This window comes from Streptomyces sp. NPDC102514 (genome assembly GCF_055584525.1).
The window spans coordinates 30,868-55,684 of record NZ_JBVJLW010000013.1; the positions used below are offsets into that span (position 1 = coordinate 30,868).

18 protein-coding genes are annotated in these 24,817 nt (G+C 70.4%); 10 read left to right on the forward strand and 8 right to left on the reverse strand.

Features of this window, described 5'->3' with window-relative positions; genetic code table 11:
* Positions 1-149: 149 nt before the first annotated feature.
* From ACZ60E_RS29175 to ACZ60E_RS29185, 3 genes are all read left to right on the forward strand, one after another.
* Entirely contained in the window at positions 150-1,478 is a 1,329-nt protein-coding gene (locus ACZ60E_RS29175; protein ID WP_384801375.1) for an LCP family protein, read from the forward strand.
* Positions 1,479-1,738: 260 nt separating this feature from the next.
* Positions 1,739-3,484, forward strand: coding sequence for an LCP family protein (locus tag ACZ60E_RS29180; RefSeq protein ID WP_469444320.1), 1,746 nt, complete (start codon positions 1,739-1,741; stop codon positions 3,482-3,484).
* Between the two features lie 74 nt (positions 3,485-3,558).
* Positions 3,559-5,292 (forward strand): LCP family protein, encoded by a 1,734-nt coding sequence (locus ACZ60E_RS29185; RefSeq protein WP_469444322.1) that lies wholly within the window; start codon positions 3,559-3,561, stop codon positions 5,290-5,292.
* A gap of 102 nt (positions 5,293-5,394) precedes the next feature.
* On the opposite strand, the gene ACZ60E_RS29190 is transcribed toward ACZ60E_RS29185, so the two are convergent.
* The gene (locus ACZ60E_RS29190) at positions 5,395-6,423 is read right to left on the reverse strand and encodes a glycosyltransferase family 2 protein (RefSeq protein WP_469444324.1); all 1,029 of its coding nucleotides are present in this window, start codon (positions 6,421-6,423) and stop codon (positions 5,395-5,397) included.
* 127 nt (positions 6,424-6,550) lie between these two features.
* On the opposite strand from ACZ60E_RS29190, the gene ACZ60E_RS29195 reads away from it, so the two are divergent.
* The gene (locus ACZ60E_RS29195; protein ID WP_469444326.1) at positions 6,551-8,005 is read left to right on the forward strand and encodes an LCP family protein; all 1,455 of its coding nucleotides are present in this window, start codon (positions 6,551-6,553) and stop codon (positions 8,003-8,005) included.
* 340 nt (positions 8,006-8,345) lie between these two features.
* Here ACZ60E_RS29195 and ACZ60E_RS29200 read toward each other — a convergent pair whose 3' ends face one another.
* Positions 8,346-8,891, reverse strand: coding sequence for an acyl-CoA thioesterase (locus ACZ60E_RS29200; RefSeq protein ID WP_384801359.1), 546 nt, complete (start codon positions 8,889-8,891; stop codon positions 8,346-8,348).
* 119 nt (positions 8,892-9,010) lie between these two features.
* Here ACZ60E_RS29200 and ACZ60E_RS29205 point away from each other — a divergent pair, with 119 nt between their 5' ends.
* Positions 9,011-10,282, forward strand: coding sequence for an LCP family protein (locus ACZ60E_RS29205; RefSeq protein ID WP_384801356.1), 1,272 nt, complete (start codon positions 9,011-9,013; stop codon positions 10,280-10,282).
* A 75-nt stretch (positions 10,283-10,357) separates the two neighbouring features.
* Here the strand turns inward: ACZ60E_RS29205 and ACZ60E_RS29210 are convergent, their stop codons facing one another.
* Positions 10,358-11,530: an acyl-CoA dehydrogenase family protein gene (locus ACZ60E_RS29210; protein WP_453791326.1), complete on the reverse strand. Its 1,173-nt coding sequence runs from the start codon at positions 11,528-11,530 to the stop codon at positions 10,358-10,360.
* Positions 11,531-11,717: 187 nt separating this feature from the next.
* Here ACZ60E_RS29210 and ACZ60E_RS29215 point away from each other — a divergent pair, with 187 nt between their 5' ends.
* Positions 11,718-13,061: a UDP-glucose dehydrogenase family protein gene (locus ACZ60E_RS29215; RefSeq protein WP_453791327.1), complete on the forward strand. Its 1,344-nt coding sequence runs from the start codon at positions 11,718-11,720 to the stop codon at positions 13,059-13,061.
* Positions 13,062-13,107: 46 nt separating this feature from the next.
* Here ACZ60E_RS29215 and ACZ60E_RS29220 read toward each other — a convergent pair whose 3' ends face one another.
* The 5 genes from ACZ60E_RS29220 to ACZ60E_RS29240 all read right to left on the reverse strand — a co-directional run bounded on the left by ACZ60E_RS29220 (position 13,108) and on the right by ACZ60E_RS29240 (position 19,059).
* Complete coding sequence (locus ACZ60E_RS29220; RefSeq protein ID WP_469444330.1) at positions 13,108-14,247, reverse strand: dipeptidase; 1,140 nt, start codon at positions 14,245-14,247, stop codon at positions 13,108-13,110.
* Between the two features lie 584 nt (positions 14,248-14,831).
* Positions 14,832-16,058 carry an RNA polymerase sigma factor gene (locus ACZ60E_RS29225; protein ID WP_469444636.1) on the reverse strand — a complete coding sequence of 409 codons (1,227 nt, stop codon included), beginning with the start codon at positions 16,056-16,058 and terminating at the stop codon, positions 14,832-14,834.
* Positions 16,059-16,173: 115 nt separating this feature from the next.
* Positions 16,174-16,530 carry a YciI family protein gene (locus ACZ60E_RS29230; RefSeq protein ID WP_384801344.1) on the reverse strand — a complete coding sequence of 119 codons (357 nt, stop codon included), beginning with the start codon at positions 16,528-16,530 and terminating at the stop codon, positions 16,174-16,176.
* A gap of 173 nt (positions 16,531-16,703) precedes the next feature.
* On the reverse strand, positions 16,704-17,825 hold the full coding sequence (locus tag ACZ60E_RS29235; protein ID WP_469444333.1) for an LCP family protein: 1,122 nt from the start codon (positions 17,823-17,825) through the stop codon (positions 16,704-16,706).
* Positions 17,826-18,030: 205 nt separating this feature from the next.
* On the reverse strand, positions 18,031-19,059 hold the full coding sequence (locus ACZ60E_RS29240) for a LacI family DNA-binding transcriptional regulator (RefSeq protein WP_210882078.1): 1,029 nt from the start codon (positions 19,057-19,059) through the stop codon (positions 18,031-18,033).
* Positions 19,060-19,222: 163 nt separating this feature from the next.
* Here ACZ60E_RS29240 and ACZ60E_RS29245 point away from each other — a divergent pair, with 163 nt between their 5' ends.
* The 4 genes from ACZ60E_RS29245 (at position 19,223) to ACZ60E_RS29260 (ending at position 24,792) form a co-directional block, all read left to right on the forward strand.
* Positions 19,223-20,614, forward strand: a complete 1,392-nt coding sequence (locus ACZ60E_RS29245) for an ABC transporter substrate-binding protein (protein WP_469444336.1) — start codon at positions 19,223-19,225, stop codon at positions 20,612-20,614.
* A 128-nt stretch (positions 20,615-20,742) separates the two neighbouring features.
* On the forward strand, positions 20,743-21,558 hold the full coding sequence (locus ACZ60E_RS29250; RefSeq protein ID WP_384801407.1) for a carbohydrate ABC transporter permease: 816 nt from the start codon (positions 20,743-20,745) through the stop codon (positions 21,556-21,558).
* A 4-nt stretch (positions 21,559-21,562) separates the two neighbouring features.
* Entirely contained in the window at positions 21,563-22,468 is a 906-nt protein-coding gene (locus tag ACZ60E_RS29255) for a carbohydrate ABC transporter permease (protein WP_469444338.1), read from the forward strand.
* Between the two features lie 26 nt (positions 22,469-22,494).
* Positions 22,495-24,792 carry a beta-xylosidase/alpha-l-arabinosidase gene (locus tag ACZ60E_RS29260; protein ID WP_469444340.1) on the forward strand — a complete coding sequence of 766 codons (2,298 nt, stop codon included), beginning with the start codon at positions 22,495-22,497 and terminating at the stop codon, positions 24,790-24,792.
* Positions 24,793-24,817: the final 25 nt, after the last annotated feature.

Below are 24,817 nucleotides of genomic sequence, written 5' to 3' on the forward strand. Positions count from 1 at the left end.
CTAGGTACCTATAGGGGCGCGGGGAACTGCGCAATCCTTTGGGCCCGCCCCCATCCCCCGTTCGGCCCACTACCCGAGGCCCCCGCGCCCCAAGACCAGTCATGGTCGTAGAGGGCACGCACGGCCGGTGGGAGGAGGCGTACAGGGTGGTGAGCGGCACCGGAGGGACGCGTCGTGACGGGGCGGTCGGGCCCGGTGTGGGCTCCGCCGCCACGGGAACCGGCGTCGCCCGGCGCCGCAGACGATGGCTGCGGTGGACGGGCATCGGCGTCGCCGTGACCCTCGTCGGCGCCGCGGGAGCCGGCTGGGCGGTGTACGAGAAGCTGAACGCCAACATCACCTCGGACGACGACACGGCCGCCGAACTCGCCCGCTACGAGAAGGAACGGCCCACCGCGCTCGTACGCGCCGCGCAGAACATCCTGCTGATCGGCTCGGACTCGCGTTCCGGGGACGGGAACCGCAAGTACGGCAGGGACTCCGGCACCGAGCGCTCCGACACCACGATCCTGCTGCACCTCGCGGCGAACCGGCGCAGCGCGACCGCCGTCTCGCTCCCGCGCGACCTCATGGTCGACATACCGAGCTGCCTGCGGTCGGACGGCTCCCGCGGCGCACCCGTGTTCTCGATGTTCAACTACGCCTTCCAGAAGGGCGGTCCGGCCTGCACGATCCGTACCGTCGAGAAGCTGACCGGGGTGCGCGTGGACCATCACATGGTGGTGGACTTCCACGGGTTCAAGGACATGGTCGAGGCGGTCGACGGCGTCGAGGTGTGTCTGAAGGAGCCGATCGACGACCCCGCCGCGAAACTGCGGCTGCCCGCGGGCAAGGTGCGGCTCGACGGCGAGCAGGCCCTCGGCTATGTGCGGGCCCGCAAGACCATCGGCGACGGCAGCGACACCGACCGGATGGACCGCCAGCAGCGTTTCCTGGGCGCGCTCGTCAACAAGGTGCGCAGCAACGACGTACTGCTGAATCCCGCGAAGCTCTATCCCGTGCTGGACGCGGCGACGTCGTCCCTCACGACCGACCCCGGGCTGGCGAACCTGCGGGGGCTGTACGACCTGGTCCGCGGTATGCGCAACATCCCCACCGAACGGGTGCAATTCCTTACCGTGCCGAGGGAGTCGTACGCCCTCGACGCCAATCGCGACCAGCTGGTGGAACCCGAGGCGCAGAAGCTTTTCGAGCGGCTGCGCAGGGACGCGCCGCTGGAGGTCGCGAAGGAAGTTCCGGAGGATTCCGGTGCAAAGAGGAGTACACCCGAGCCGGTCGACGAGCCGGCCAGGCGCGGCTATTCGTACGACTTCGAGCGCTATCGGCCGGGTGACGGGGGCGAGGACGGGCACTTCGGGGCCGAGTCGGGTGCGGACGACGGCAAATCGGGCGGAAAGCGGGCCGACGGGACTTCGTCCACACCGAGCCCCGCGCCGACTTTCCGGGGAAACACCGCCGCCGAGGACGTGTGCGGTTAACGCCCGAACAGCCCTCCGAGTAAAGGGCAAACCAAGAGCGGGAACGTACGTTCAAGGAATTGGGCGGATTGCCCGGTTGTAGGGACGTGGAATTCGTCACCGTCGTCGCTCGTGGCTGATCCGGCCGGATAGTGTGAGCGATCCGGTGCACCCGGCCCGAGGCCTGTCCTGGGAGTCGCGCACTGGTTGGACCGACTGACCGAGCGTCTTTTTGAGGGGGAAAAGACGCCGCGTGGCCCCGACGGAGGACTCAAGCAACCGTGGACGCGCAAGGCCGTGGGCGGGCGGACGATATCGACCCCGCAGACCAGTGGGTACTCAACCCGAACACAGGCGACTACGAACTGCGACTGCAGAATTCCGCACCGCAGTCGGCGGTCCCAGGTCCCCGTTCCCGCAGAGCGGCGGGCGCCGCCGCGCCGCCGGCCGGGCGCACCGCTCCCGGCCGGGAGCGGAAGGGGACACCGGAGGAGGCGCCGGAGCCCGGCGTGCCCGGGCCGCGCAGACGCCGTGCGCCCGAGAGCCCGCCGCCGGCCGGCCGGCGCAAGGGCCGGCCCAAGAAGTCGCGGGGCAAGAAAATACTGCTCTGGACGGGCGGCACGATGGCCTTCCTGCTCGTCGGTACCAGTACCGCCGGGTACCTCTATTGGAAGCATCTAAACGGCAACATCACGTCCGTCTCCGACGACGGCGCGGGTACCGGCGGCTTCAGCAAGGACCGGGCGATCAACGTCCTCCTGGTGGGCACGGACAAGCGCACCGGTGACGGGAACGACGGCTACGGCGACTCGGACAGTCCCGGCCATGCCGACACCACGGTGTTGCTGCATGTCTCCAGGGACCGTACGAACGCCACCGCGATGAGCATCCCGCGTGACCTGATCACCGACATCCCGGACTGCCCGACGACGCAGGAGGACGGCTCCACCAAGGTCATCCCGGGCACGCTGAACACGCGCTTCAACGAGAGCCTGGGCCAGGAGGGCCGGACGCCGAGCTGCACGATGCGGACCGTCACCGCGCTCACCGGCGTCAAGATGGACCACTTCATGATCGCCGACTTCAACGCGGTCAAGACACTGACGACGGCGGTCGACGGCGTGGACGTGTGTCTCGCCAAGGACATCGACGACCCGGACTCCAAGCTCAAGCTGTCCAAGGGCGAGCACAGCATCCAGGGCGAGGAGGCACTCGCCTTCGTCCGTACCCGCCACTCGGTGGGCTTCGGCGGCGACCTCAGCCGGATCGAGATCCAGCAGCAGTTCCTCAGCTCCCTGATGCGCAAGCTGAAGTCGAACGACACGCTCACCAGCCCCACCAAGCTGCTCAAGCTGGCGGAGGCGGGCACCAAGGCGCTGACCGTCGACTCGAAGATCAGCAGCATCACCAAACTGCGCGACCTGGGCACCGAGTTGGGCAAGTTCCCCACCAAGAACCTGTCCTTCACCACCGTGCCGGTGGCCGACAACCCCACTGAGAAGGTCAAGGCCACGGTGGTCCTCCAGGAGGCCAAGGCCAAGGAGATGTTCGCCCTGATCAAGGACGACGTCTCGCTCACCGCGGTCAAGCAGGAGAAGAAGAAGGAGAAGGCCGCCGAGGCCGCCCGCCTCAAGGGCAGCAAGGCCGACCCCGCCGAGGTCCGTGTGCGGGTCCTCAACGGCGGCGCGGTCGCCGGTTCCGCGCAGGAGACCCTCAACTGGCTGCAGCTCGAAGAGGGCGTCACGAAGTCCGAGAACGCGGGCAACGCCGGGGCGACGCTGAAGAAGACAACCGTCGAGTACGCTCCCGACCAGGCCGATCAGGCACGCAGGCTCGCCGATCTCATGGGCCTGTCCGGATCGGCCATGAAGCCGGGCAAGAGCGTGACCAACTCCCAGGGTCTCCCTGCGATCACGCTGACCCTCGGTGAGGACTTCAAGGGGGCCGGGGTCTCTCTGACCACTCCGTCGACGGCGCCGGAGGACGTCGAGAAGTCCACGGCGGACAAGGTCGAGTGCGCCAAGTGACCTAACAGGTCCGTCCTACGTCTCACAGGGCGTAGGACGGACCTGTGTCAGGCGCAGGGTGGGGAGGCAGGAACATGGCGCAGAGCAGTGTGCGTGGGGAGGGGGCTCGTCCACGCGCCTCGCATGCGGAGGAAGGCGGTCGCGGTGACGGCTCCTCGCAGACGGGGGAAGCAGGTGGCGGCGGCACCGCGCAGGCGTCGCGGGTACCGCGGGCGCGGACCGCGACGGGCGGGAACGGCGACGACGGCGGGGACGGCGGCAGACGGGCGAGACGGCAGGGCGGCAAACCCCGGCGCATACTCCGGTGGTTCGCGCTGGTCCTCGCGGTGCTGATACTCGGGACGGCCGGCGCCGGATACCTCTACTACCGCCATCTGAACGGCAACATATCCAAGGGCAAGCGCAACAACGGTGAGTCCGACGTCAAGAAGACGGAGCCCAACGCGGCCGGTCAGACGCCGCTGAACATCCTGTTGCTCGGCTCCGACAGCCGCAACTCGAAAGAGAACGTGAAGCTCGGCGGCAGCAAGGACCAGGTGGGCAGCAAGCCGCTGGCCGACGTCCAGATGCTGGTGCACGTCTCCGCGGACCGCAAGAGCGCCTCCGTCGTGAGCATCCCGCGCGACACCCGGGTGAAGATCCCCGAGTGCGAGGACCCCGAGACCGGGGAGACGTACCCGGAGACGAACAACATCATCAACATGTCGCTGCAGCGCGGCGGGGCCGGCTGCACGCTGGCGACCTGGCAGAACCTCACCGGTGTCTACATCGACCACTGGATGATGGTCGACTTCGGCGGTGTGGTGAAGATGGCGGACGCCATCGGCGGTGTCGAGGTGTGCGTGGAGCAGAACGTGTGGGACCGTCCGCTGCCGGGCGTCCCGGGCGGTTCCGGTCTGAAGCTGAAGGCGGGCAGCCACAAGGTCAAGGGGAAGCAGGCCCTTCAGTGGCTGCGCACCCGGCACGCCTTCGAGAGCGACCTGGGCCGCGCCAAGGCCCAGCACATGTACATGAACTCGATGATCCGCACGCTGAAGGGCCAGAACGTCTTCACCGACAGCGGCAGGCTGATGGGTCTGGCCGAGGCGGCCACCGACTCCCTCGAGGTCTCCGAGGAGATCGGTACGGTCAAGAAGCTGTACGACCTGGGGATGAAGCTCAAGTCCGTGCCGATGGACCGGTTCACGATGACGACCATGCCCACGGTGCCGGACCCGCTGAACGCCAACCACCTGGTCCCCAAGCCCACGGACGCGGACAAGGTGTGGTCGATGATCCGCAGCGACGTCTCCTTCGACAAGGGCGGCAGGAGCGGCAAGGACGGAAAGGGCAAGAGCGGTGCGTCCGCGAGCCCGGCGGCGACCGGGCCTGCCGCCGCGCCCGCCGAGGGGCTGGCCGTCACGGTCGTCAACGGCACGGCGGGCGACGACAGCGAACTGGCGCCGGTGGGCAGCCGGGCCACGGCGATAGCGGGCGCCCTGCAGGGCAAGGGGTTCACCAAGGCCACCGCGAGCGCGCAGGCCGATCCCAGCTCGCGGACGCAGATCACGTACCCGAAGACCTCGGGGGCGCAGGGCCGGGCGAACGCGCTGTCCGTGGCCGAGGCCGTCGGTGTGCCGAGCGGTCAGGTACGCGCCACGGCCGACGCCGTCACCACCACGCTGACCGTCGGCAGTGACTGGCGGGAGGGCAACGCCTACCCGAAGCAGTCCACTCCGGACGCGGGTGACCTGCCCGAGAGCGCGGACGCCCTCAGCGGCTCCAAGGAGGACGCCTGCATGCCCGTGTACAAGCCGTACCGGTACTGAGTCCGGCGCCGGACCGGCGAGGGGCCACCAACCGGTGAGGGGCCGGAACCGCTGTCACGACGACAGTGGTTCCGGCCCCTCGGCCGTTCGGGCTCCCGGCGCTCAGGTCTCGCTCGGCACCGCGGGACGGCGGGACGCGATGACCTTCCTGGCCAGCGCCTTCGGGCTGGTGAGGAAGCCCCAGCCCCACGACATGTGCATGGTCGCCAGCGCCACCGGGATCCGCAGCCGCGCCTTCAGGGGCAGCCCCTTGCCCGCGGGCAGCGAGCCCAGCGCGATGGCGACGAGGTAGCCGAGGGGGACCAGGAAGCCCCAGGGGGTCACCGCCGCGCCCACCACGAGACCGAGGACGATCGCGACGACCGCCGTCGGCGGCGCCAGATAGCGCAGGTTGATCGAGCCGGAGTGGTAGCGGGCCACGACATGACGCCAACGGCCGTAGTCCTTGTACTGCTTGGCCAGGGCCTGCATCGAGGGGCGCGGACGGTACGAGACCCGCAGCTCGGGCGAGAACCAGATGAGGCCGCCCGCCTCCCTGATCCGGAAGTTCAGCTCCCAGTCCTGGGCGCGTATGAACTCCTCGTTGTAGCCGCCCTGTTGCTCCAGCGCCGCCCGCCGGAAGACGCCGAGGTAGACCGTGTCCGCGGGACCGGCCTGGCCTCCCGTGTGGAAGGCCGCGTTGCCCACGCCGATCTTCGAGGTCATGGCGGCGGCGACCGCGTGCTCCCAGTCGTTCTCGCCCTCGGCGTGCATGATGCCGCCGACGTTCTGCGCGCCGGTCTCCTCCAGGAGCCGTACGGCGGTCGCGATGTAGTTCGGCGAGAGCATGCCGTGCCCGTCGACGCGTACGACGACCGGGTGGCGGGACGCCTTGATCGCGGCGTTCAGTGCGGCGGGGGTGCGGCCGGTCGGGTTCGGGACCGTGTGCACCCGGGGGTCCTCGCGTACGAGTTCGGCCGCGATCTCCTCCGTACGGTCCGTCGAGGGACCGATGGCGATCACGACCTCCATCTCGCCCCCGTACTCCTGGGCGAGGATCGCTTGGACGGCTCCGCGCAGATGCCGTTCCTCATTGAGGACGGGCATGATCACGGACACGGCGGGAAGCTGCACGGCGGGTTCGGCGTTCATCGCGGATTACGTTACCGCGAACGGGGGACACCGACGCGCGCCGCCCGGCCCCTGCACCGGGCAGCAGATCGTATGGGCCTACGGTGCTCACGGACCCCCACACCCGGCCTACGCGGAGGTGTCCGCTTTGCCCACCCCGCCCAGCTCTCCCGCTCCTCCCCCGCGACAGCGTCCGGTACGGCAGCCCGTACGGGGCGGCCGGCCGCAGTGGGCCACGCGGGTGGCGACCGCGCTGTCCGTCGCGGTGCTCGCGGCGGCCGGCGTCGGACACGCGGTGGTCACCGGTCTCGACTCCGACATCCACCGGATCGACCCCTTCAAGGACATGAAGAACCGGCCCGCCCGCGGCCACGGCATGAACGTGCTCCTGGTCGGCACCGACGGACGGGACCGGATCACGGCGCGGGAGAAGGAGGAGTACCGGCTCGGCGGCGCCCCCTGCCACTGCACGGACACGGTCATGATCGTGCACGTCTCCGAGGACCGGCGGCGGGCCAGCGTGGTGAGCCTGCCCCGCGACTCGTACGCCGAGACGCCCCCGCACATCGACCGGACCACCGGCGACCGGCACAAGGCGCACCCGGTCAAGCTGAACGCCGCGTACGCGGAGGGCGGGCCGCAGCTGACCGTGCGCACCGTCGAGAAGATGACCGACGTCAAGATCGACCACTATCTGGAGGTCGACTTCATCAGCTTCATGAAGACCGTGGACGTGCTCGGCGGGGTGCGGATCTGCACGGTCCGGCCGCTGAAGGACACGGTCACCGGCCTCGACCTCGCGACCGGGACGCACGACCTCAACGGCGGACAGGCACTGCAGTACGTGCGTTCGCGGCACGTCGACGGAGCCTCCGACCTCGGCCGGATGCAGCGTCAGCAGCGGTTCCTGGCGGCGCTGATCGCACGGGCCACGTCGTCCGGGGTGCTGCTCAACCCGATCAGGTTCCGCGACGTGACACAGTCCGTGCTCGGCTCCGTGCGGGCGGACAAGGGCTTCGGAACCAACGAACTCATCGACCTGGGGCGGGCGATGCGGGGCTTCTCCCCGTCGTCCTCGGAGTTCACGACCGTCCCGATCGGACAGATGGGGTACGCCGTCAAGGGCATCGGCTCGACGCTGAAGTGGGACGCGAAGAAAGCGGGGCGGCTCTTCGCCACCCTGCGCGACGACAAGCCGCTCGCTCCGCACCGGGTGCGGTCCAAGGTGCTGAGCGTCGACGTGGCTCCGCAGCAGATCCGGGTGCAGGTGGAGAACGGGACCATGACCTCCGGGCTGGGGCTGCGGGTCGACAGCGGCCTTGCGGGGACGGGGTTCCGGACCACCCGGGCGCCGGTGAACGCGCAGGACCGGACGCTGCGGCGGACCGTCGTGCGGTACGACCCGCGCTGGGACCGGTCCGCGAAGTCGCTCGCGGCGGCGTTGCCCGGCAGTGAACTGCATGCCGTGACGGGGCAGGGGCCGTTGATGAAGGTGGTGGCGGGGGCGGACTTCTCGGGGGTCCGCAAGGTCCGTGCGGACGATCCGACGCAGGGGGAGTTCGACGCGGTCACCGGCGACCAGGTGATCTGCCCCCCGTCCTAGCGCCGCCGCCTGCGGCCCCGAGGGGGCGCGCCCAAAAGATCGCGCAGTTCCCCGCGCCCCTGAAGACGACACCTGCGGGTCCGCCGTGGCTGGCCGCGCAGTTCCCCGCGCCCCTCAAAAGCCAAAAGACTGCGCCGTTCCCCGCGCCCCTCATGCCAAAGACAAAAGATTGCGCAGTTCCCCGCGCCCCTGAGGGGGCGAGGGCGCAGCCGAGCCCTTAAGGGGCGCGGGGAACTGCGCGGCCGGCCACCGTGGACCCGCAGGTGCGAGACGGCCGGACGGTTTTCAGGGGCGCGGGGAACTGCGCAGTCTTTTGGGTGCGTCCGCGTGGGACGGGGCGTCAGTCCAAGCCCTCCGCTGCGCGGCGTTCGCGGAGGTCCAGGATCGCGCGGCGGCGAGCCAGCCGGTGCTGGCGCCGGATCTGCGCCTCCTGATACCGCCGCTCGTCCCGCTCGGTCTCCGGACACACAGGCGGCACCGGCCGCGGCTTCCCGTCGGAGTCCACCGCCGCGAACACGAGATACGCGGACCCCACCTGCTGCGGCGGCGTCGACTCGTTCCACCGCTCGGCGAGCACCCGGACGCCGACCTCCATGGACGTACGCCCGGTCCAGTTGACCTGTGCCTTCACATGGACCAGGTCACCTACGCGTACGGGTTCCAGGAACGCCATCTCGTCCATGGACGCGGTGACGGCGGGCCCACCCGAGTGCCGCCCCGCCACGGCCCCCGCCGCGTCGTCGACCAGTTTCATGATCACCCCACCGTGCACCGTCCCCAGCAGGTTGGTGTCGTTGTGGCTCATGATGTGGCTGAGCGTGGTCCGGGACGCCGAGGTCGGCTTGCCCGGAATATCGGATTCCGGGGTGGTGGCCTGGTCTGTCATGCCGCCCACCCTATGCCGGGGCGCGCAAGGGTCGCTTTGCATCAGCTTGGCAACAGCCCTGATCCGATTTTCCGAAGACCCTTGTATGCCACACCCTCGGGCACTGCACACTGGGTCGCATGAACGATTGGCCCCAGGGATGGTCCGGAAACAACGGCGGCGACCGCCAAGGCCGTGGCAGCGCGAGCGCCCAGCCCGAGGGTGCCCGCGTGATGCGACAGGTGCAGCGCGGCCCCGCAGGCGCCCCGCACTCCTCGGCGCCTCCTCACGGGGTCCCGCCGCAGCAGTCGTACACCGACGGTCACGGTGACAACGGCTACGACGGATACAACACGGGGCAGGTCTACGGGGGCGGCGGCGGTCCGCAGGGCCCCGGCCCCGACGGCCGGCCCGGCCGCCCCGCGCCGAACTGGCGCAAGCGGATCAAGTGGATCTCGATCTCCGTGGTCACCGTGCTCGTCGTGGTGACCGTGGGCACGTACTTCTGGGCCGACTCCAAGCTCAACCGGGACGTCGACCTGTCGAAGGTCATCGACCGTCCCGACGGGGGCGAGGGCACGAACTACCTGATCGTCGGCTCCGACAGCCGCGAGGGCATGTCCGCCGAGGAGAAGAAGAAGCTCCACACGGGCTCCGCCGACGGCAAGCGCACGGACTCGATGATGATCCTGCACGTCGGTGACAACGGGAACACGATGGTGTCGCTCCCCCGCGACTCGAACGTGACGATCCCCACCTTCAAGGGCTCCGAGTCCGGCAAGACGTTCCAGGGCACCGGCCGCCAGGTGAAGCTGAACGCGGCGTACGCGGAGGACGGCCCCGAGCTGCTCGTACGGACCGTCGAGGCCAACACGGGACTGCGCATCGACCACTACGCGGAGATCGGCTTCGCCGGCTTCGCCAAGATCGTCGACTCCGTCGGCGGCGTGGAGATCGAGATCCCCAAGGGCGGCATGAAGGACACCAAGTCCGGTGCCGACTTCGAGGCGGGCAAGCAGACCCTCAACGGCGAGCAGTCCCTGGCGTTCGTCCGGACCCGGTACGCGCTCGCGGGCAGCGACCTGGACCGTACGAAGAACCAGCAGAAGTTCCTCTCGGCGCTCGCCAACCAGACGGCGACCCCGTCCACGGTCCTGAACCCCTTCAAGCTGTACCCGACGCTCAGCTCCGGCCTCGACACCCTCACCGTCGACAAGGACATGTCGCTGTGGGACCTCGGCTCGATGTTCCTGGCCATGAAGGGCGTCACCAGCGGCGACGGCAAGTCCATGAACATGCCGATCTCGGGCAACACCGGAAACGGCAACCTCCAGTGGGACACCGCCAAGGTCAAGCAGCTGGTCGAGCAGCTGAAGAACGACGAGAAGGTCACGGTGACGAGCGACCGGTAGGCCACACCTGACACATGTACGAGGGCCCCGGCAGCCAGTGGCTGCCGGGGCCCTCGTACACGTCCTGGAGGCGGCCTACGGCAGGTTGCGGGCCATCACGATCCGCTGGACCTGGTTCGTGCCCTCGTAGATCTGCGTGATCTTGGCGTCGCGCATCATGCGCTCGACCGGGTAGTCACGGGTGTAGCCGTAGCCGCCGAGGAGCTGGACGGCGTCCGTGGTGACCTCCATGGCGACGTCGGAGGCGAAGCACTTGGCCGCCGCGCCCTGGAAGGTGAGGCCTCTTTCTCCACCGCCGGCGGAGACGCGCTCGGACTTGGCGGCGGCCGCGTACGTGAGCTGGCGGGCCGCCTCGATCTTCATGGCCATGTCGGCGAGCATGAACTGGATGCCCTGGAAGTCGGCGATCGGCTTGCCGAACTGCTTGCGCTCCTGGACGTACCCCTTGGCGTAGTCGAGCGCGCCCTGGGCGATGCCGAGCGCCTGCGCGGCGATCGTGATGCGGGTGTGGTCCAGGGTCTTCATCGCGGTGGCGAAGCCCGTGCCCTCCTCGCCGATCATGCGGTCGGCGGGGATGCGGACGTTGTCGAGGTAGACCTCGCGGGTCGGGCTGCCCTTGATGCCGAGCTTGCGCTCCGGCGCGCCGAAGGAGACGCCCTCGTCGGACTTCTCGACGACGAAGGCGGAAATGCCCTTCGAGCGCTTGGTGGGGTCGGTCACGGCCATCACCGTGTAGTACTCGGACTCGCCGGCGTTGGTGATCCAGCGCTTCACGCCGTCCAGGACGTAGAAGTCGCCGTCACGGACCGCCTTCGTCTTCATACCGGCCGCGTCGGAGCCCGCGTCCGGCTCGGAGAGGGCGTACGAGAACATCGCGTCGCCCTTGGCCAGCGGTGTCATGTACTTCTTCTTCAGGTCCTCGGAGCCCGAGAGGATGACGGGCAGCGAGCCGAGCTTGTTCACCGCGGGGATCAGGGACGAGGACGCGCAGACCCGCGCCACCTCCTCGATCACGATGACCGTGGCCAGCGCGTCCGCGCCGGTGCCGCCGTACGACTCCGGTACGTGCACGGCGTGCAGGTCGGCCGCGACCAGCGCGTCCAGGGCCTCCCGGGGGAAGCGGGCCTCCTCGTCCACCGCCGCGGCATGCGGCGCGATCTTCGCCTCGGCCAGTGAGCGGATCGCGTCCCGGAGCATGTCGTGCTCCTCGGACGGGCGGTACAGGTCGAAATCAGCCGATCCGGCCAAGGTCTCTCACGCTCCCAAAGATGCAGTGACGCCGAGCTAACTACCGTTAAGTAACCCAAATTTTATGCGCCCGCCCTCGTGAGTGATACGTGAGCTTGCCGACAGGGGGGATCTGCCCGGTGAAGGGCTCCGGCACGCCCCGACTATGCTCTGTCCGCGCACCTGACGGCTACCTCCTGGAGCACCCATGGCCCTCAAGATCACCGTGATCGGTACCGGCTATCTCGGCGCCACGCATGCCGCCGCCATGGCCGAGCTCGGTTTCGAGGTGCTGGGTCTGGACGTGGTGCCCGAGAAGATCGAGATGCTCCAGCGGGGCGAGGTCCCGATGTACGAGCCCGGTCTTGAGGAACTGCTGCGCAAGCATGTCGCCGGGATCGAGGGGTCCAGCGGGCGGCTGCGGTTCACCATGGACTTCGCCGAGGTCGCGGAGTTCGGCGACATCCACTTCGTCTGCGTGAACACCCCGCAGAAGCACGGCGAGTACGCCTGCGACATGTCGTACGTCGACGCCGCCTTCGCCTCGCTCGCCCCGCACCTCACCGGGCCCGCCCTGGTCGTCGGCAAGTCCACCGTGCCCGTCGGATCGGCCGACCGGCTGGCCCGCATACTCACCGAACTGGCACCCGCGGGCGAGGAGGTCGAACTGGCCTGGAACCCGGAGTTCCTGCGCGAGGGCTTCGCCGTCCAGGACACCCTGCACCCCGACCGGATCGTCGCCGGAATCCGCAGCGAGCGCGCCGAGAAGCTGCTGCGCGAGGTGTACGCGACACCGCTGTCCGAGGGCACGCCCTTCGTGGTGACCGACTTCCCGACCGCCGAACTGGTGAAGACCGCCGCGAACTCCTTCCTCGCCACCAAGATCTCGTTCATCAACGCGATGGCCGAGGTCTGCGAGGCCGGCGGCGGCGACGTCGTCAAGCTCGCCGAGGCGATCGGGCACGACGACCGGATCGGCAAGAAGTTCCTGCGCGCGGGCATCGGCTTCGGCGGCGGCTGCCTGCCCAAGGACATCCGCGCGTTCATGGCCCGCGCCGGCGAGCTGGGCGCCGACCAGGCGCTCACCTTCCTGCGCGAGATCGACTCCATCAACATGCGGCGCCGCGGCCAGATGGTGGAGATGACGCGGGAGGCGCTGGGCGGCAGCTCCTTCCTCGGCAAGCGGATCGCGGTGCTCGGCGCGACCTTCAAGCCCGACTCGGACGACGTCCGGGACTCCCCCGCGCTGAACGTCGCGGGCCAGATCCACCTCCAGGGCGGCCAGGTCACGGTCTACGACCCCAAGGGTATGGACAACGCCCGCCGCCTCTTCCCGACCCTCGGCTACGCGGAGACGGCCGTGGACGCCGTCCGCGGGGCGCACGCCGTCCTGCACCTCACCGAGTGGCGCGAGTTCCGCGAGCTGGACCCGGCGGCGCTGGGCGAGGTCGCCACGGACCGGGTCGTACTGGACGGCCGCAACGCGCTCGACCCGGCGGTGTGGCGGGCGGCGGGCTGGACGTACCGCGCGATGGGCCGTCCGACGGCCTGAGACCCCCGCGGCGGCTCCCTCCCGTTCTGCCTCCGCGCCCGCCGGGTCAGCCGTCGAGTTCGGCGATCCGTGCCATGGACGGCTCGCGGCGCTGCCGGGCGGCGCGGGAGGTGAAGTCCGCGGTACGCAGGACGCGTTGGACATTGCCCCAGGTGAGCAGGGCCAGATCGGTCTCGGACCAGCCGCGGCCGAGGAGTTCGGCGACCAGCCGCGGATAACCCGAGGCGTCGGAGAGGTCCTGCGGGTGCGCGGCCCCGGAGTCGTACGTCCCCGAGAGGCCCACACACTCGGGCCCCGCGAGATCCCGTACGTGGTCCAGGTGGTCGGCGACGTCCCGGACCGTCGGGCCGGTCTGCTCGGCGGTCAGCGGAACCAGGCACAGGCCGTCGTTGGCGCCGAGTTCGACGAGCACGTCGTCGGGGAGGTTCGACGGGTGCGGGCGCAGGGCGCGGGCCGCGGAGCGGGTGCACATCACCGGCGCCTTGGAGATGGTCAGGGCACGGCGGACGGTGGCGTCCGAGGCGCCTGAGAGGTCGGCGAGCACGCCGAGGCGGTTCATCTCGCGCACGACCTCCTCGCCGAACCGGGTCAGCCCGTTCTCGCCGGCCCAGGAGGCGCCCGAGAGGGTGAGGACGCGCAGGCCGAGGGCGTGCAGCGCCCGCAGGATGCCCAGCGAGTCGTCCAGTGCGGCGGCGCCCGCGGGGCCGAGCAGCACGGCGACCCGCCCGCAGTTCCTGGCATCCGTGACCTGGGCCGCGCTGTGGGCCATGCGCAGGCCCTCCGGATGCGCGGCGACCACGGTCTGCACGAGGTCGAGCTGTTCCAGCGTGGCGCCGACGGCCCGTTCGCCGGCGAGGCCTCCGGGCAGGTGCAGCGACCAGAACAACGCTCCCACGTGTCCCTCGCGGAGCCGGGGCACGTCCGTGTCGACCGCGCTCTCGCCCAGTTCGAGGTCGTACCAGGACAGGCGGCGCAGGGCCCAGGGGAGGCCGCTGTAGCCGTCCGCGACGGGGTGGGCGGCGAGGAGGGTGTGGGCGCGGGCCAGGGGGTCGGTACCGCGCTCGCTCTCCGCGCCGGGCCCTGGCTCGACGGCCGGGGGCTCGAACGCGCTCAGCGGCTCGGGGTGATCCAGGTCCAGTTCCCCGACCTCTGCGGTGGAGTGCAGTTCGTCCTGCAGATCAGCCATGTGAGGCTCCGGGGTCCGGTGGTGCCAACAGGTGGCTCCACCGTGCCACGCCCCGGGCCCACCTTCACGACAGAAGAGCCGTTCGGGCGACCCGGGGCCCGTCGGGGCCGCCTGCACCGTCCGTCTCGCGGGTGCGGCCCGGCGGGGGTTGCCCACGCGGTCCGTCTCGCGGGTGCGGGCACGCCGTGGCTGATCGCGCCGTTCCCCGCGCCCCTGAGGGGGAAGGGGGACCCGCCGTCTTGTGAGTGCGGGAGCGTCGTGGCTGATCGCGCCGTTCCCCGCGCCCCTGAGGGGGGAGGGGGACCGGGCGTCTTGTGAGTGCGGGTGCGTCGTGGCTGATCGCGCCGTTCCTCGCGCCCCTTAGGGGGCGAGGGCGCAGCCGAGCCCTTAGGGGCGCGGGGAACTGCGCGGGCAACCCCCACCGGCCGGCCACCCGACGTACACGGCAGACCCCCACCCCTTAAGGGGCGCGGGGAACTGCGCGGCAAGCCCCCACCGGGCCGCACCCGCAAGACGGCCCTGCTTCCCCAGGGGCGCGGGGAACTGCGCACTCGTGCGAGCCGGACCGGACGGGAGCCGTGGTCTCAGTGCGGCGGAGCGCACTCTTGCGCTCGGGTCAGCAGGAGCGTCCGTTCCCGCTCGTTGCCGGCGAGGCCAGCCGCCCGGGTGAACTCCCGCGCCGCTTCCTCCGTACGACCGAGCCGCACCAACAGGTCCCCCCGGACACTCGGCAGCAAGTGGTATTCGCGCAACGCAGGCTCCCCCACCAGCGCGTCCACCAGGACCAGCGCCGCCCCCGGCCCCTCGGCCATGGACACGGCGACGGCCCGGTTCAGTTCGACGACCGGCGACGGCACCCGCACGGCGAGCATCCCGTAGAGCGTGACGATCCGCCCCCAGTCGGTCTCGGCGTACGTGAGCGCGTGCGCGTGGCACGCGGCGATGGCGGCCTGCAGCACGTACGGCCCCGGCCCACCCCCGGAGGACACGGCCTCCGCCCGCGCCAGCGCGGCGAACCCGCGCCGGATGAGCACCCGGTTCCACCGCGCCCGGCTCTGGTCCTTGAGCAGCACGGGCTCCCCCGCGGGCCCGGTCCGCGCGGCCGACCGCGACGCCTGCAGTTCCAGCAGCGCGGCCAGCCCGTGCACTTCGGGTTCCTTGGGCATCAGCTCGGCGAGCACCCGCGCGAGCCGCAGCGCGTCCTCACAGAGCGCGGGCCGCAGCCAGTCGTCCCCGGCCGTGGCGGCGTACCCCTCGTTGAAGATCAGGTAGATGACCTCCAGTACGGAACCGAGCCGGGCCTCGCGTTCGGGCCCGTACGGCACCTCGAAGGGAACGCCCTTCGCGGCGAGCGTCCGCTTGGCGCGCACGATGCGCTGGGCGAGGGTCTTCTCGGGCGTGAGGAAGGCGCGGGCGATCTCGGCGGTGGTCAGCCCGCCGAGCAGCCGCAGGGTGAGGGCGATCCGGGCCTCGGCGGACAGGACGGGGTGGCAGGCGGTGAAGACGAGCCGCAGCAGATCGTCGTCGATGTCGTCGGGGTCGGCGGGCTCGTCGAGATGGCTCTGCGGCCCGGACATCTCCAGGTCGCGCCCCATCTCCACCAGCTTGCGGGCGTACCGCTCGCGCCGCCGTACGAGGTCGATCGCCCGGTGCTTGGCGGTGGCCATGAGCCAGGCCCCGGGGTTGCCCGGCACTCCGTCCCGGGGCCACTGTTCCAGTGCGGCGACCAGCGCGTCCTGCGCCAGTTCCTCCGCGATCCCGACGTCCCGCACGATGCGTGCGACCCCGGCGATGATGCGGGGCGACTCCATGCGGAAGACGGTTTCGATGGTGCGGTCAGGAGCCTGGGGGGAGGCCTGGCCGTGGGCGGGGGTGTCTGGTGTCACGGTCCACCATCAGACACCCCCGGACCCGTACGGCCAAGGCTCAGCCTTCGACGATCTCCCGCACCTCGCAGGTCACCGTCCAGTGGGCCTCGTGGATCTGCAGGAACCGCTTGGTCCATTCGACCGCCTCGGCCCGGTCCTTGGCCTGGAGCATCGCGTACCCGCCGACGACCTCTTTGGCCTCGGTGAACGGCCCGTCGGTGACGGACAGTTCGCCGCCCTCCCAGCGCACCCGTGTGCCCTGCGCGGTCGGCGTCAGCCCGGAGGTGTCCAGCAGTACGCCGGCCTTCGTCATCTCCTCGATCAGCTCACCCATGCGTTCCATGAGCGCGTCGCTCGGTCCCTCGGCGGGGGCGGTCTGCTCGTCGATACGGATCATGGACAGGTAGCGCGGCATGGTGACTCCCTGAGTCCTCGGCGCGGAGCCGGGGCCGGTCCCCGTCTCTCATCGCCTCTCACCCATGCGTCGAACGACCGGCACGGGGATCGACACACCCGCCGGACTTCTCAGAAATTTCTTCAACCGGCCTCGGCGACCTCAGCCACGTCCGGTCGCTCAAGTCGCTCAGGTCACTTCAGTGACTCCCACAGCTTCCCCGCCTCCGGCTCCTCCGCCACCACCCGGTTGGGGTTGGAGGGCGCGGGCACCACCGGCATCGTCACGGTCTCGGTGTACGTGGAGGAGAGGGATTTCAGGCTCTGGCCGAGGCTCATGAGTTCGGTGAGGGAGTTCAGCCCCGTGTCGGTGGTGAGGCTGCCGGTGAGGGCGTCGGCGACGCTGTACAGCCGGGTGGGGTTGGTGAGGAGGTTGCTGGTGGAGACCTGGTCGAGGAGCCCTTTCACCAGTTTCTGCTGGAGGCCGATGCGACCGAGGTCGCTGCCGTCGCCTATGCCGTGCCGGGTACGGGCCAGGGCCAGGGCGTCCGCGCCGTCGAGGTGGTGGGTGCCCGCCTCCAGTTCGAGGTGGCTGTCCTCGTCGGAGATGTCGTCGTCGGTCGTCACCGTGACCCCGCCGAGCGCGTCCACCAGATCGGCGAAGCCGGCGAAGTCGATCTCGATGTAGTGGTCCATGCGGACGTTCGTCAGGGTCTCCACGGTCTTGACCGCGCAGACGGGCCCGCCGAGCGAGTACGCGCTGTTGAACATCACGCCGTACGCCTCCGCCGTCGAGCCGCCCGACTCCAGCGGGCAGGAGGGGCGGGTGACGAGGGTGTCGCGCGGGATGCTCACGACGGTCGCCTCCGAGCGGCCCTCGTCGACATGGATGATCATCGCCGTGTCGGAGCGGGCGCCCTCGCTGCTGCCGCCGCCGAGCGCTTTGTTGCGCTTGCCGCTGCGCGAGTCCGAGCCGAGGACCAGGATGTTGAGCGCGCTGCTGGGCAGCGGGGTGGCGGACTCGGGGCCCGTCGGGGTCGTCACGGCCCGCGCCGGCCGGTTGTCGCCGAGCGCGCTGTCGATGTCGACGCTCTTGATGTTGTGGTTCAGGTGCCAGTACACCCACGCGGCCCCGGCCATCGAGGCGACGAGTACGCAGCTGAGGGCGATGCCCGTCACCTTGAACAGCCGTGACCGGCCGGACCACCACGACCGTCCCCCGGCACCTGCGACGCCTGCGCCCTCACCGTTACCGCCGTCACCGCCGCCGTCGGGTATCGCGGCGTCCTCGCCCCCGGACCCGTCTTCTCCGCTCACGCCCACACTCCCGCTCACAGGAAGAACATAAGTCCGAATTATTTCAACAAGGAACCACTTCCCGGCTTTCCTTCGGAAACTCTCAGGTTTCGTTGAGTTTTCTCAGACACCGCCCGCGCCCGGGTCGGCGGGCACCCGGAAAGTCCTCGAAACTTTCGACGTGCCGATACCGCTCACGGCGACCGTGGCACGACCGTGGCGTCGATCACGCCGACGGCGGCGCCGTACTGCTCCTGACCACCAGGCTCGTCGCGAGCTCCACCCTCGTGGCGGTCGAGGGCCGCTCCGAGCGGCCGAGGTCCAGGACGAGCCGGGCCGCCGCCTCGGCCATCTCCGTGAGCGGCTGGCGCACGGTGGTGAGCGGCGGGCCGACCCAGCGGGCCACCGGCAGGTCGTCGAAGCCGACGATGCTGAGGTCCTCCGGCACCCGCAGGCCCAGCTCGCGGGCCGCCTCGTACAGGCCGAGGGCCTGGAGGTCGTTGCCCGCGAAGACGGCCGTCGGGCGGTCGGGGAGCTTGAGCAGTTCGAGCCCGGCGCGGTAGCCGCTGTCGTGGTGGAAGTCGCCGGTGCGCACGAGCGCCGGGTCGACCGGCAGCCCGGCCGTGTCGAGTGCCGCCCGGTACCCGTCGAGCCGGGCCCGGCTGCACATCATCCGCGAGGGCCCGCTGATCACGCCGATGCGTCGGTGGCCGAGGTCGGCCAGGTGCCGGGTCGCGGCGAGCCCGCCCTGCCAGTTGGTGGCGCCCACCGAGGGCACGTCGTCACCGGGGTCGCCGGCCGGGTCGACCACCACGAACGGGATGGAACGGCTGGTCAGCAGTGCCCGCTGGGACTCGTCGAGCCCGTTGAGGACGAGCACGACGCCGTGCGGGCGGCGGGCGGCGACCTGGTCGGCCCAGGTGCGCCCGGGGGTGAGCCGTCCCGCGCTCTCGGACAGGACGACGCTCAGCCCCTCGTCCCGCGCCACGTTCTCCACGCCCCGGATGACCTCCATCGCCCACGCGCTCTCCAGTTCGTGGAAGACGAGGTCGATGAGCGGCGACCGGGACGCCTCGGCCCGGCGGCGCCGGTAGCCGTGGTTGCGCAGCAGTTCCTCGACCCGGGTGCGGGTCGAGGGGGCCACATCGGCGCGGCCGTTGAGCACCTTCGAAACAGTCGGGGCCGAGACTCCCGCCTCGCGGGCGATCTCGGCGAGCGTCGCTGACTGGGCTACGGCGGGATTCGGGCGAGTCATGAACGGGATCGTATCCCTGCGCAACCTCTTGACGAAGACCTTCGACCGCCATACGTTCCCGGAACATTCGAAGTACCACCCGAAACATTCGTGCATGTTCGATGCGTATGCGTGCCGCGAGCGCGCTGGTGAGCGGACGAGCCGGACAAGAAGAGGTGCTGTCATGGAGTCGATCAGCGGGCGGTCCAACAGCGGGCGGCCCACGGGCGCGGGCCCGGGCGGAAGTGCGGGCGGCAGCAGCCTGAGCGGCCGCGCGTTCAGCAGGCGCTGGGTGCTGGGCGCCGGTGCCACCACCCTGCTCACCACCGGCCTCACCGCCTGCGGCTCCGACGACGGCCCCGGCGGGGGCGGCGGCACGATCGACGCCTTCGTGTACGGGGACGACGCGGTGAAGGTCCAGCAGACGGCCGTCGAACGCTTCAACAAGTCCGCCGCGAGCAAGTCGGCCAAGGGCACGGTGAAGCTGGTCAAGGTCCCGGGCGCGGACTACACCTCCAAGCTCCGTACGGCGATGGGTTCGCCGAGCGCCCCGGACGTCTTCTTCAACTGGGGCGGCGGCTCGATCAGGGCCTACCAGGAGGCGAAGCAGCTCGTCGACCTGACCGACACCATCGCGGGCGACCCGGTCCTGAAGTCGGGGTTCCTGCCCGCGGTGCTCGCGGCGGGCGCGCTCGGCGGCCGCAACTACGGGATACCGATGCGCGGCATGCAGCCGGTGATCCTCTTCTACAACAAGTCGGTCTTCGCCGAGCACAAGCTCCAGCCGCCCGCCACCTGGGCGGAGCTGAAGGACGTCAACGCCAAGCTGAAGGCCGCGAAGATCACCCCGTTCGCGCTCGGCGGGGCGGACACCTGGACCGAGCTGATGTGGCTGGAGTACCTGGTCGACCGGATCGGCGGCCCGGAGGTCTTCGCGAAGATCCAGGGCGGCGACGCGTCCGCCTGGGGCGACCCGGCCGTCCTCAAGGCCGCGGAGAGGGTGAAGGAACTCATCGACGACGGCGCGTTCGGGTCGAAGTTCAGCTCGGTGTCGTACGTCAACGGCGGCGCGCCCGCGGTCTTCGCCAAGGGCAAGGCGGCGATGCACCTGATGGGTTCGTGGGAGTACTCGACGCAGCTCGGCAAGTTCCCGTCGTTCGCGAAGAACGACCTGGGCTGGTGTCCGTTCCCCACGGTCGAGGGCGGCACCGGCGACATCCGCAACGTCGTCGGCAACCCCACCAACTACTGGTCGGTCAACTCCCGGGCGGGCAACAAGGACGCGGCGATCGCCTTCCTGAAGGACTGCGCCTCCGAGACGTACGCGAAGGCGCTGGTCGCCAACGGTGACATCCCGACGACCTCCAACGCGGCGAAGCTGCTGGACGCCTCGCCCAATCCGGAGTTCGCGAAGTTCCAGTACGAGATGGTCGAGAAGGCGCCGGCCTTCACGCTCTCCTGGGACCAGGCGGTCGACGCGGACATCGCGACCCCGATGCTCACCGAGATCAACAAGCTGTTCGTCGGGAAGTCCTCGCCGAGCGCGTTCGTGTCGGCGCTCAAGGAGCTGAAGTGAGCGCACCCACCCCCACCGAGGCCCCGGTGGGACGCCCGGTCGCCGAGCGCGGCGGGCCCGAGGTGCCCCGCGGGCCGCACAAGCGGTCCGGGGCCTCGACGGCCGGCCGGCCGCACGCCGTCTGGGCACTGCCCGGTGTGCTGTTCTTCGCGTTCTTCGCCGTGGTCCCGATGGGACTCGCCTTCTATCTCTCCTTCACCAGCTGGGACGGCCTGGGCGACCCGACGCCCGTCGGCCTCGACAACTGGCGGAAGCTGATCGACGACGACCGGATGGTCCAGTCGCTGTGGCTCACGGTCCTGCTGACGGCCGCGAGCTGGGTCTTCCAGACGGTGATCGCGCTGCTGCTCGGTGTCTGGGCGGCGGGCCGCCAGCGCAACCGGGCGGTGCTGTCCGCGATCTTCTTCGTCCCGTTCCTGCTGTCCTCGACGGCGATCGCGCTGCTCTTCTACGCCCTGCTCGACCCGAACTTCGGCATCATCCGGGAGAACATCCTCGGCTCGTCCGGCGGCGCGTTCCTGGCGATCGTGTTCGTCGGCGGCTGGCAGTTCATCCCCTTCCACACGCTGATCTACCAGGGCGGCGCCCGCCAGATACCCGAAGTCCTCTACCAGGCCGCGGCGATCGACGGGGCGGGCCGCTACCGCCAGTTCTTCTCGATCACGCTGCCGCAGCTGCGCCACACCGTCACGACGTCCACGGTCCTGATGGTCGTCGGCTCGCTCACGTACTTCGAGACCGTGCTGATCCTCACCAAGGGCGGTCCGGGCACGGACACCGCGATCCTGCCGTACCTGATGTACGAGGCGGGCTTCAAGAGCTACGACTTCGGTTACGCGAGCGCCATCGCGTCCTTCCTGGTGCTGGTCGCCACCGGCCTGTCCCTGATCCTCGTGCGGCTGACCGGCTTCGGCGGCATGCGCAGTACCCGCGAAGGGATGTGACGCAGTGTCACACGACACCTTGCCGCGTCCGCGTCCCGTGAAGACCGAGGAGCGCGACACGCGACCGTCCCCGTCCCGCCGCCGCCGGCACTGGACGAAGCGCGCCAACCCCGTCGCCGGGCTCGGCGCGGTCGTCTGGCTCGTGATCGTCGTCGTCCCGATCTACGCGATGCTGTCGGCCTCGCTCACCAGCCAGGACAAGGCACTCACCGGCAACCCGCTGACCCCGCCCACGAGTCCGACGCTCGACAACTACAACACCGTGCTGAACAGCGGCTTCGGTCATCTGTTGGCCAACACGGCGATCGTGGCCGTCGCGGTCGTCGCGATCGTCCTCGGCCTCTCGGTCCCGCTCGCGTACGTGGCCGTCCGCACCCGCGACCGCTGGTCGGGCCTGGCCTTCCGGCTGTTCCTGCTCGGCGTCGCGATCCCGGCCCAGGCGGTCGTGGTCCCCCTCTACCTCCTGATCGCCAAGCTCGACCTGTACGACAGCCTGCTCGCGGTCATCCTGCCGACGGCGGCCTTCGCGATGCCGGTCTCCGTCCTCGTCCTCGTGGGCACCCTGCGGGACGTCTCGGAGGAGCTGTACGAGGCGATGGCCCTGGACGGCGCCTCACCGCAGCGGATGCTGTTCCAGCTGGCGGTCCCGATGGCCAAGGGCGGTATCAGCACGGTCGTCATCTACGCGGCGCTGCAGGCCTGGAACGGCTTCCTCTTCCCACTGATCTTCACCCAGTCCGACGAACCGCGTGTCCTGACCCTCGGCCTCTTCAACTACGTCAGCCAGTTCGGCGTCAACATCCCCGCCCTGCTGGCCTCGGTCGTCCTCTCCGGCGTCCCGATCTTCGCCGTCTACCTGGTGGCCCGCCGCGCGCTGGTCGGCGGCCTGATGGGCGTGGGCGGAAAGTGAACCCACTCGACTCTGACAGGAGTTCCATGACCAACGCCCCGTGGCGTGATCCCGCGCTGCCCGCCGAGGCCCGGGTCGACGACCTGCTCGCCCGGATGACCCTGGAGGAGAAGACCGCCCAGCTGTACGGCGTGTGGGTGGGAGCCGCCACGGACGGCGACGGAGTGGCCCCGCACCAGGACGAGATGACCTCGGACTTCGACTGGGACGAGCTGATCACCCACGGTCTGGGCCAGCTCACCCGCTCGTTCGGTACGGCCCCCGTGGACCCCGCGCTGGGCGCGCAGGCACTGGCCCGCGCCCAGCGCAGGATCAGCGGGGCGGGCCGCTTCGGCATCCCGGCCGTGGCGCACGAGGAGTGCCTGGCGGGCTTCACGGCCTGGGGCGCCACCGCGTATCCGGTCCCGCTCGCCTGGGGTGCCTCGTTCGACGCGGCGCTGGTCGAGGAGATGGCCCACCGCATCGGCCGGGACCTCGCCTCCGTCGGCGTCCACCAGGGCCTCGCCCCGGTCCTGGACGTCGTACGGGACCCGCGGTGGGGCAGGGTCGAGGAGACGATCGGCGAGGACCCGTACCTCGTCGGCACGATCGGCGCGGCGTACGTCCGCGGGCTCGAGTCCGCCGGAATCGTCGCCACGCTCAAGCACTTCGCCGGGTACGCGTCCTCCGCGGGCGCCCGCAACCTCGCCCCCGTACGGGCCGGTGTGCGCGAGTTCGCCGACATCACGCTGCCGCCGTTCGAGTTCGCGCTGCGCGAGGGCGGGGCCCGTTCGGTGATGGCCGCGTACACGGACACGGACGGCGTGCCCGCGACCGCGGACCCGTACCTGCTGACCGAACTCCTGCGTGAGCAATGGGGGTTCACCGGCACGGTCGTCAGCGACTACTTCGGCATCGGCTTCCTGAAGACCCTGCACCGGGTCGCGGGCACCGAGGCCCAGGCCGCCCACGCGGCCCTCGCGGCGGGCGTGGACGTCGAACTGCCGACGGTCCACTGCAACGGCGACCCGCTGGCCGAGGCGGTACGGGCCGGTGACGTCCCCGAGTCCCTGGTGGACCGGGCGGCGGCGCGGGTGCTCCGCCAGAAGTGCGAACTGGGCCTGCTGGACGAGACCTGGTCCCCCGAGCCGACCGGCCCCGTCGACCTGGACTCGACCGCGAACCGCGTCCTGGCCCGCCGCCTGGCCGAGGAGTCCGTGGTCCTGCTCTCCAACCCGGAGGGCCTGCTCCCGCTGGCCCCCGACACCCGTATCTCCGTGGTGGGCCCGCGGGCTGCGGACGCCCTGGCGATGCTGGGCTGCTACTCGTTCCCGTCGCATGTGGGCGTCAACCACCCGGCCCTGCCGATGGGCGTCGAGATCCCCACGCTCCTGGAGTCCCTGCGCACGGAACTCCCCGACGCGAAGATCACGTTCACCGAGGGCTGCGACACGACCGACCCGGACACGTCCGGCTTCGAGGAGGCCGTCGCACGCTCCACGGAGGCGGACGTCTGCGTGGCGGTGCTCGGTGACCGGGCGGGCCTCTTCGGCCGGGGCACGTCGGGCGAGGGCTGCGACGTGGCGGACCTGCAACTACCGGGGGTCCAGGCGCAGTTGCTGGACGCCCTGACCGCCGCCGACACCCCCGTCGTCCTGATCCTGCTCACCGGCCGGCCGTACGCGCTGGGCCGCTGGCACGACCGGCTGGCCGCCACGGTCCAGGCGTTCTTCCCGGGCGAGGAGGGCGGCCCGGCGGTGGCGGGCGTCCTGTCGGGCCGGGTGAACCCCTCGGGCAGGCTCCCGGTCAGCGTCCCGCAGACCCCCGGCGGCCAGCCGTGGACCTACCTCCAGCCCCCGCTGGGCCTGGCGGGCGAGGTCAGCAACCTGGACCCGACCCCGCTCCACCCCTTCGGCCACGGCCTGGGCTACACGGACTTCACGTGGGAAAACACGGCCGACGCGCACGCGCAGACCACCACGGACGAGGGGCACGACGTCTCGGTCACGGTCCGCAACACGGGCGCGCGGGAGGGCACGGAGGTCGTCCAGCTGTACCTGCACGACCCGGTGGCGTCCGTGACCCGCCCCGACGTCCGCCTGATCGGCTACCACCGCCTGTCCCTGTCCCCCGGAGAGACCCGGCAGGTCACGTTCCACTTCCACCCGGACCTGTCGGCGTTCACGAACGGCAAGGGCCGACGCGTGGTCGAACCAGGCGCCCTGGAACTCCGCGTGTCCAGGTCCAGCACGGACGTGGTCCACACCACCCACCTGACCCTGACAGGCCCAGAACGCCAACCGGGCCCGACCCGCCAACTGACATGCAGGACAACGGCCCTCTAAGGGGCGCGGGGAACGGCGCAATCTT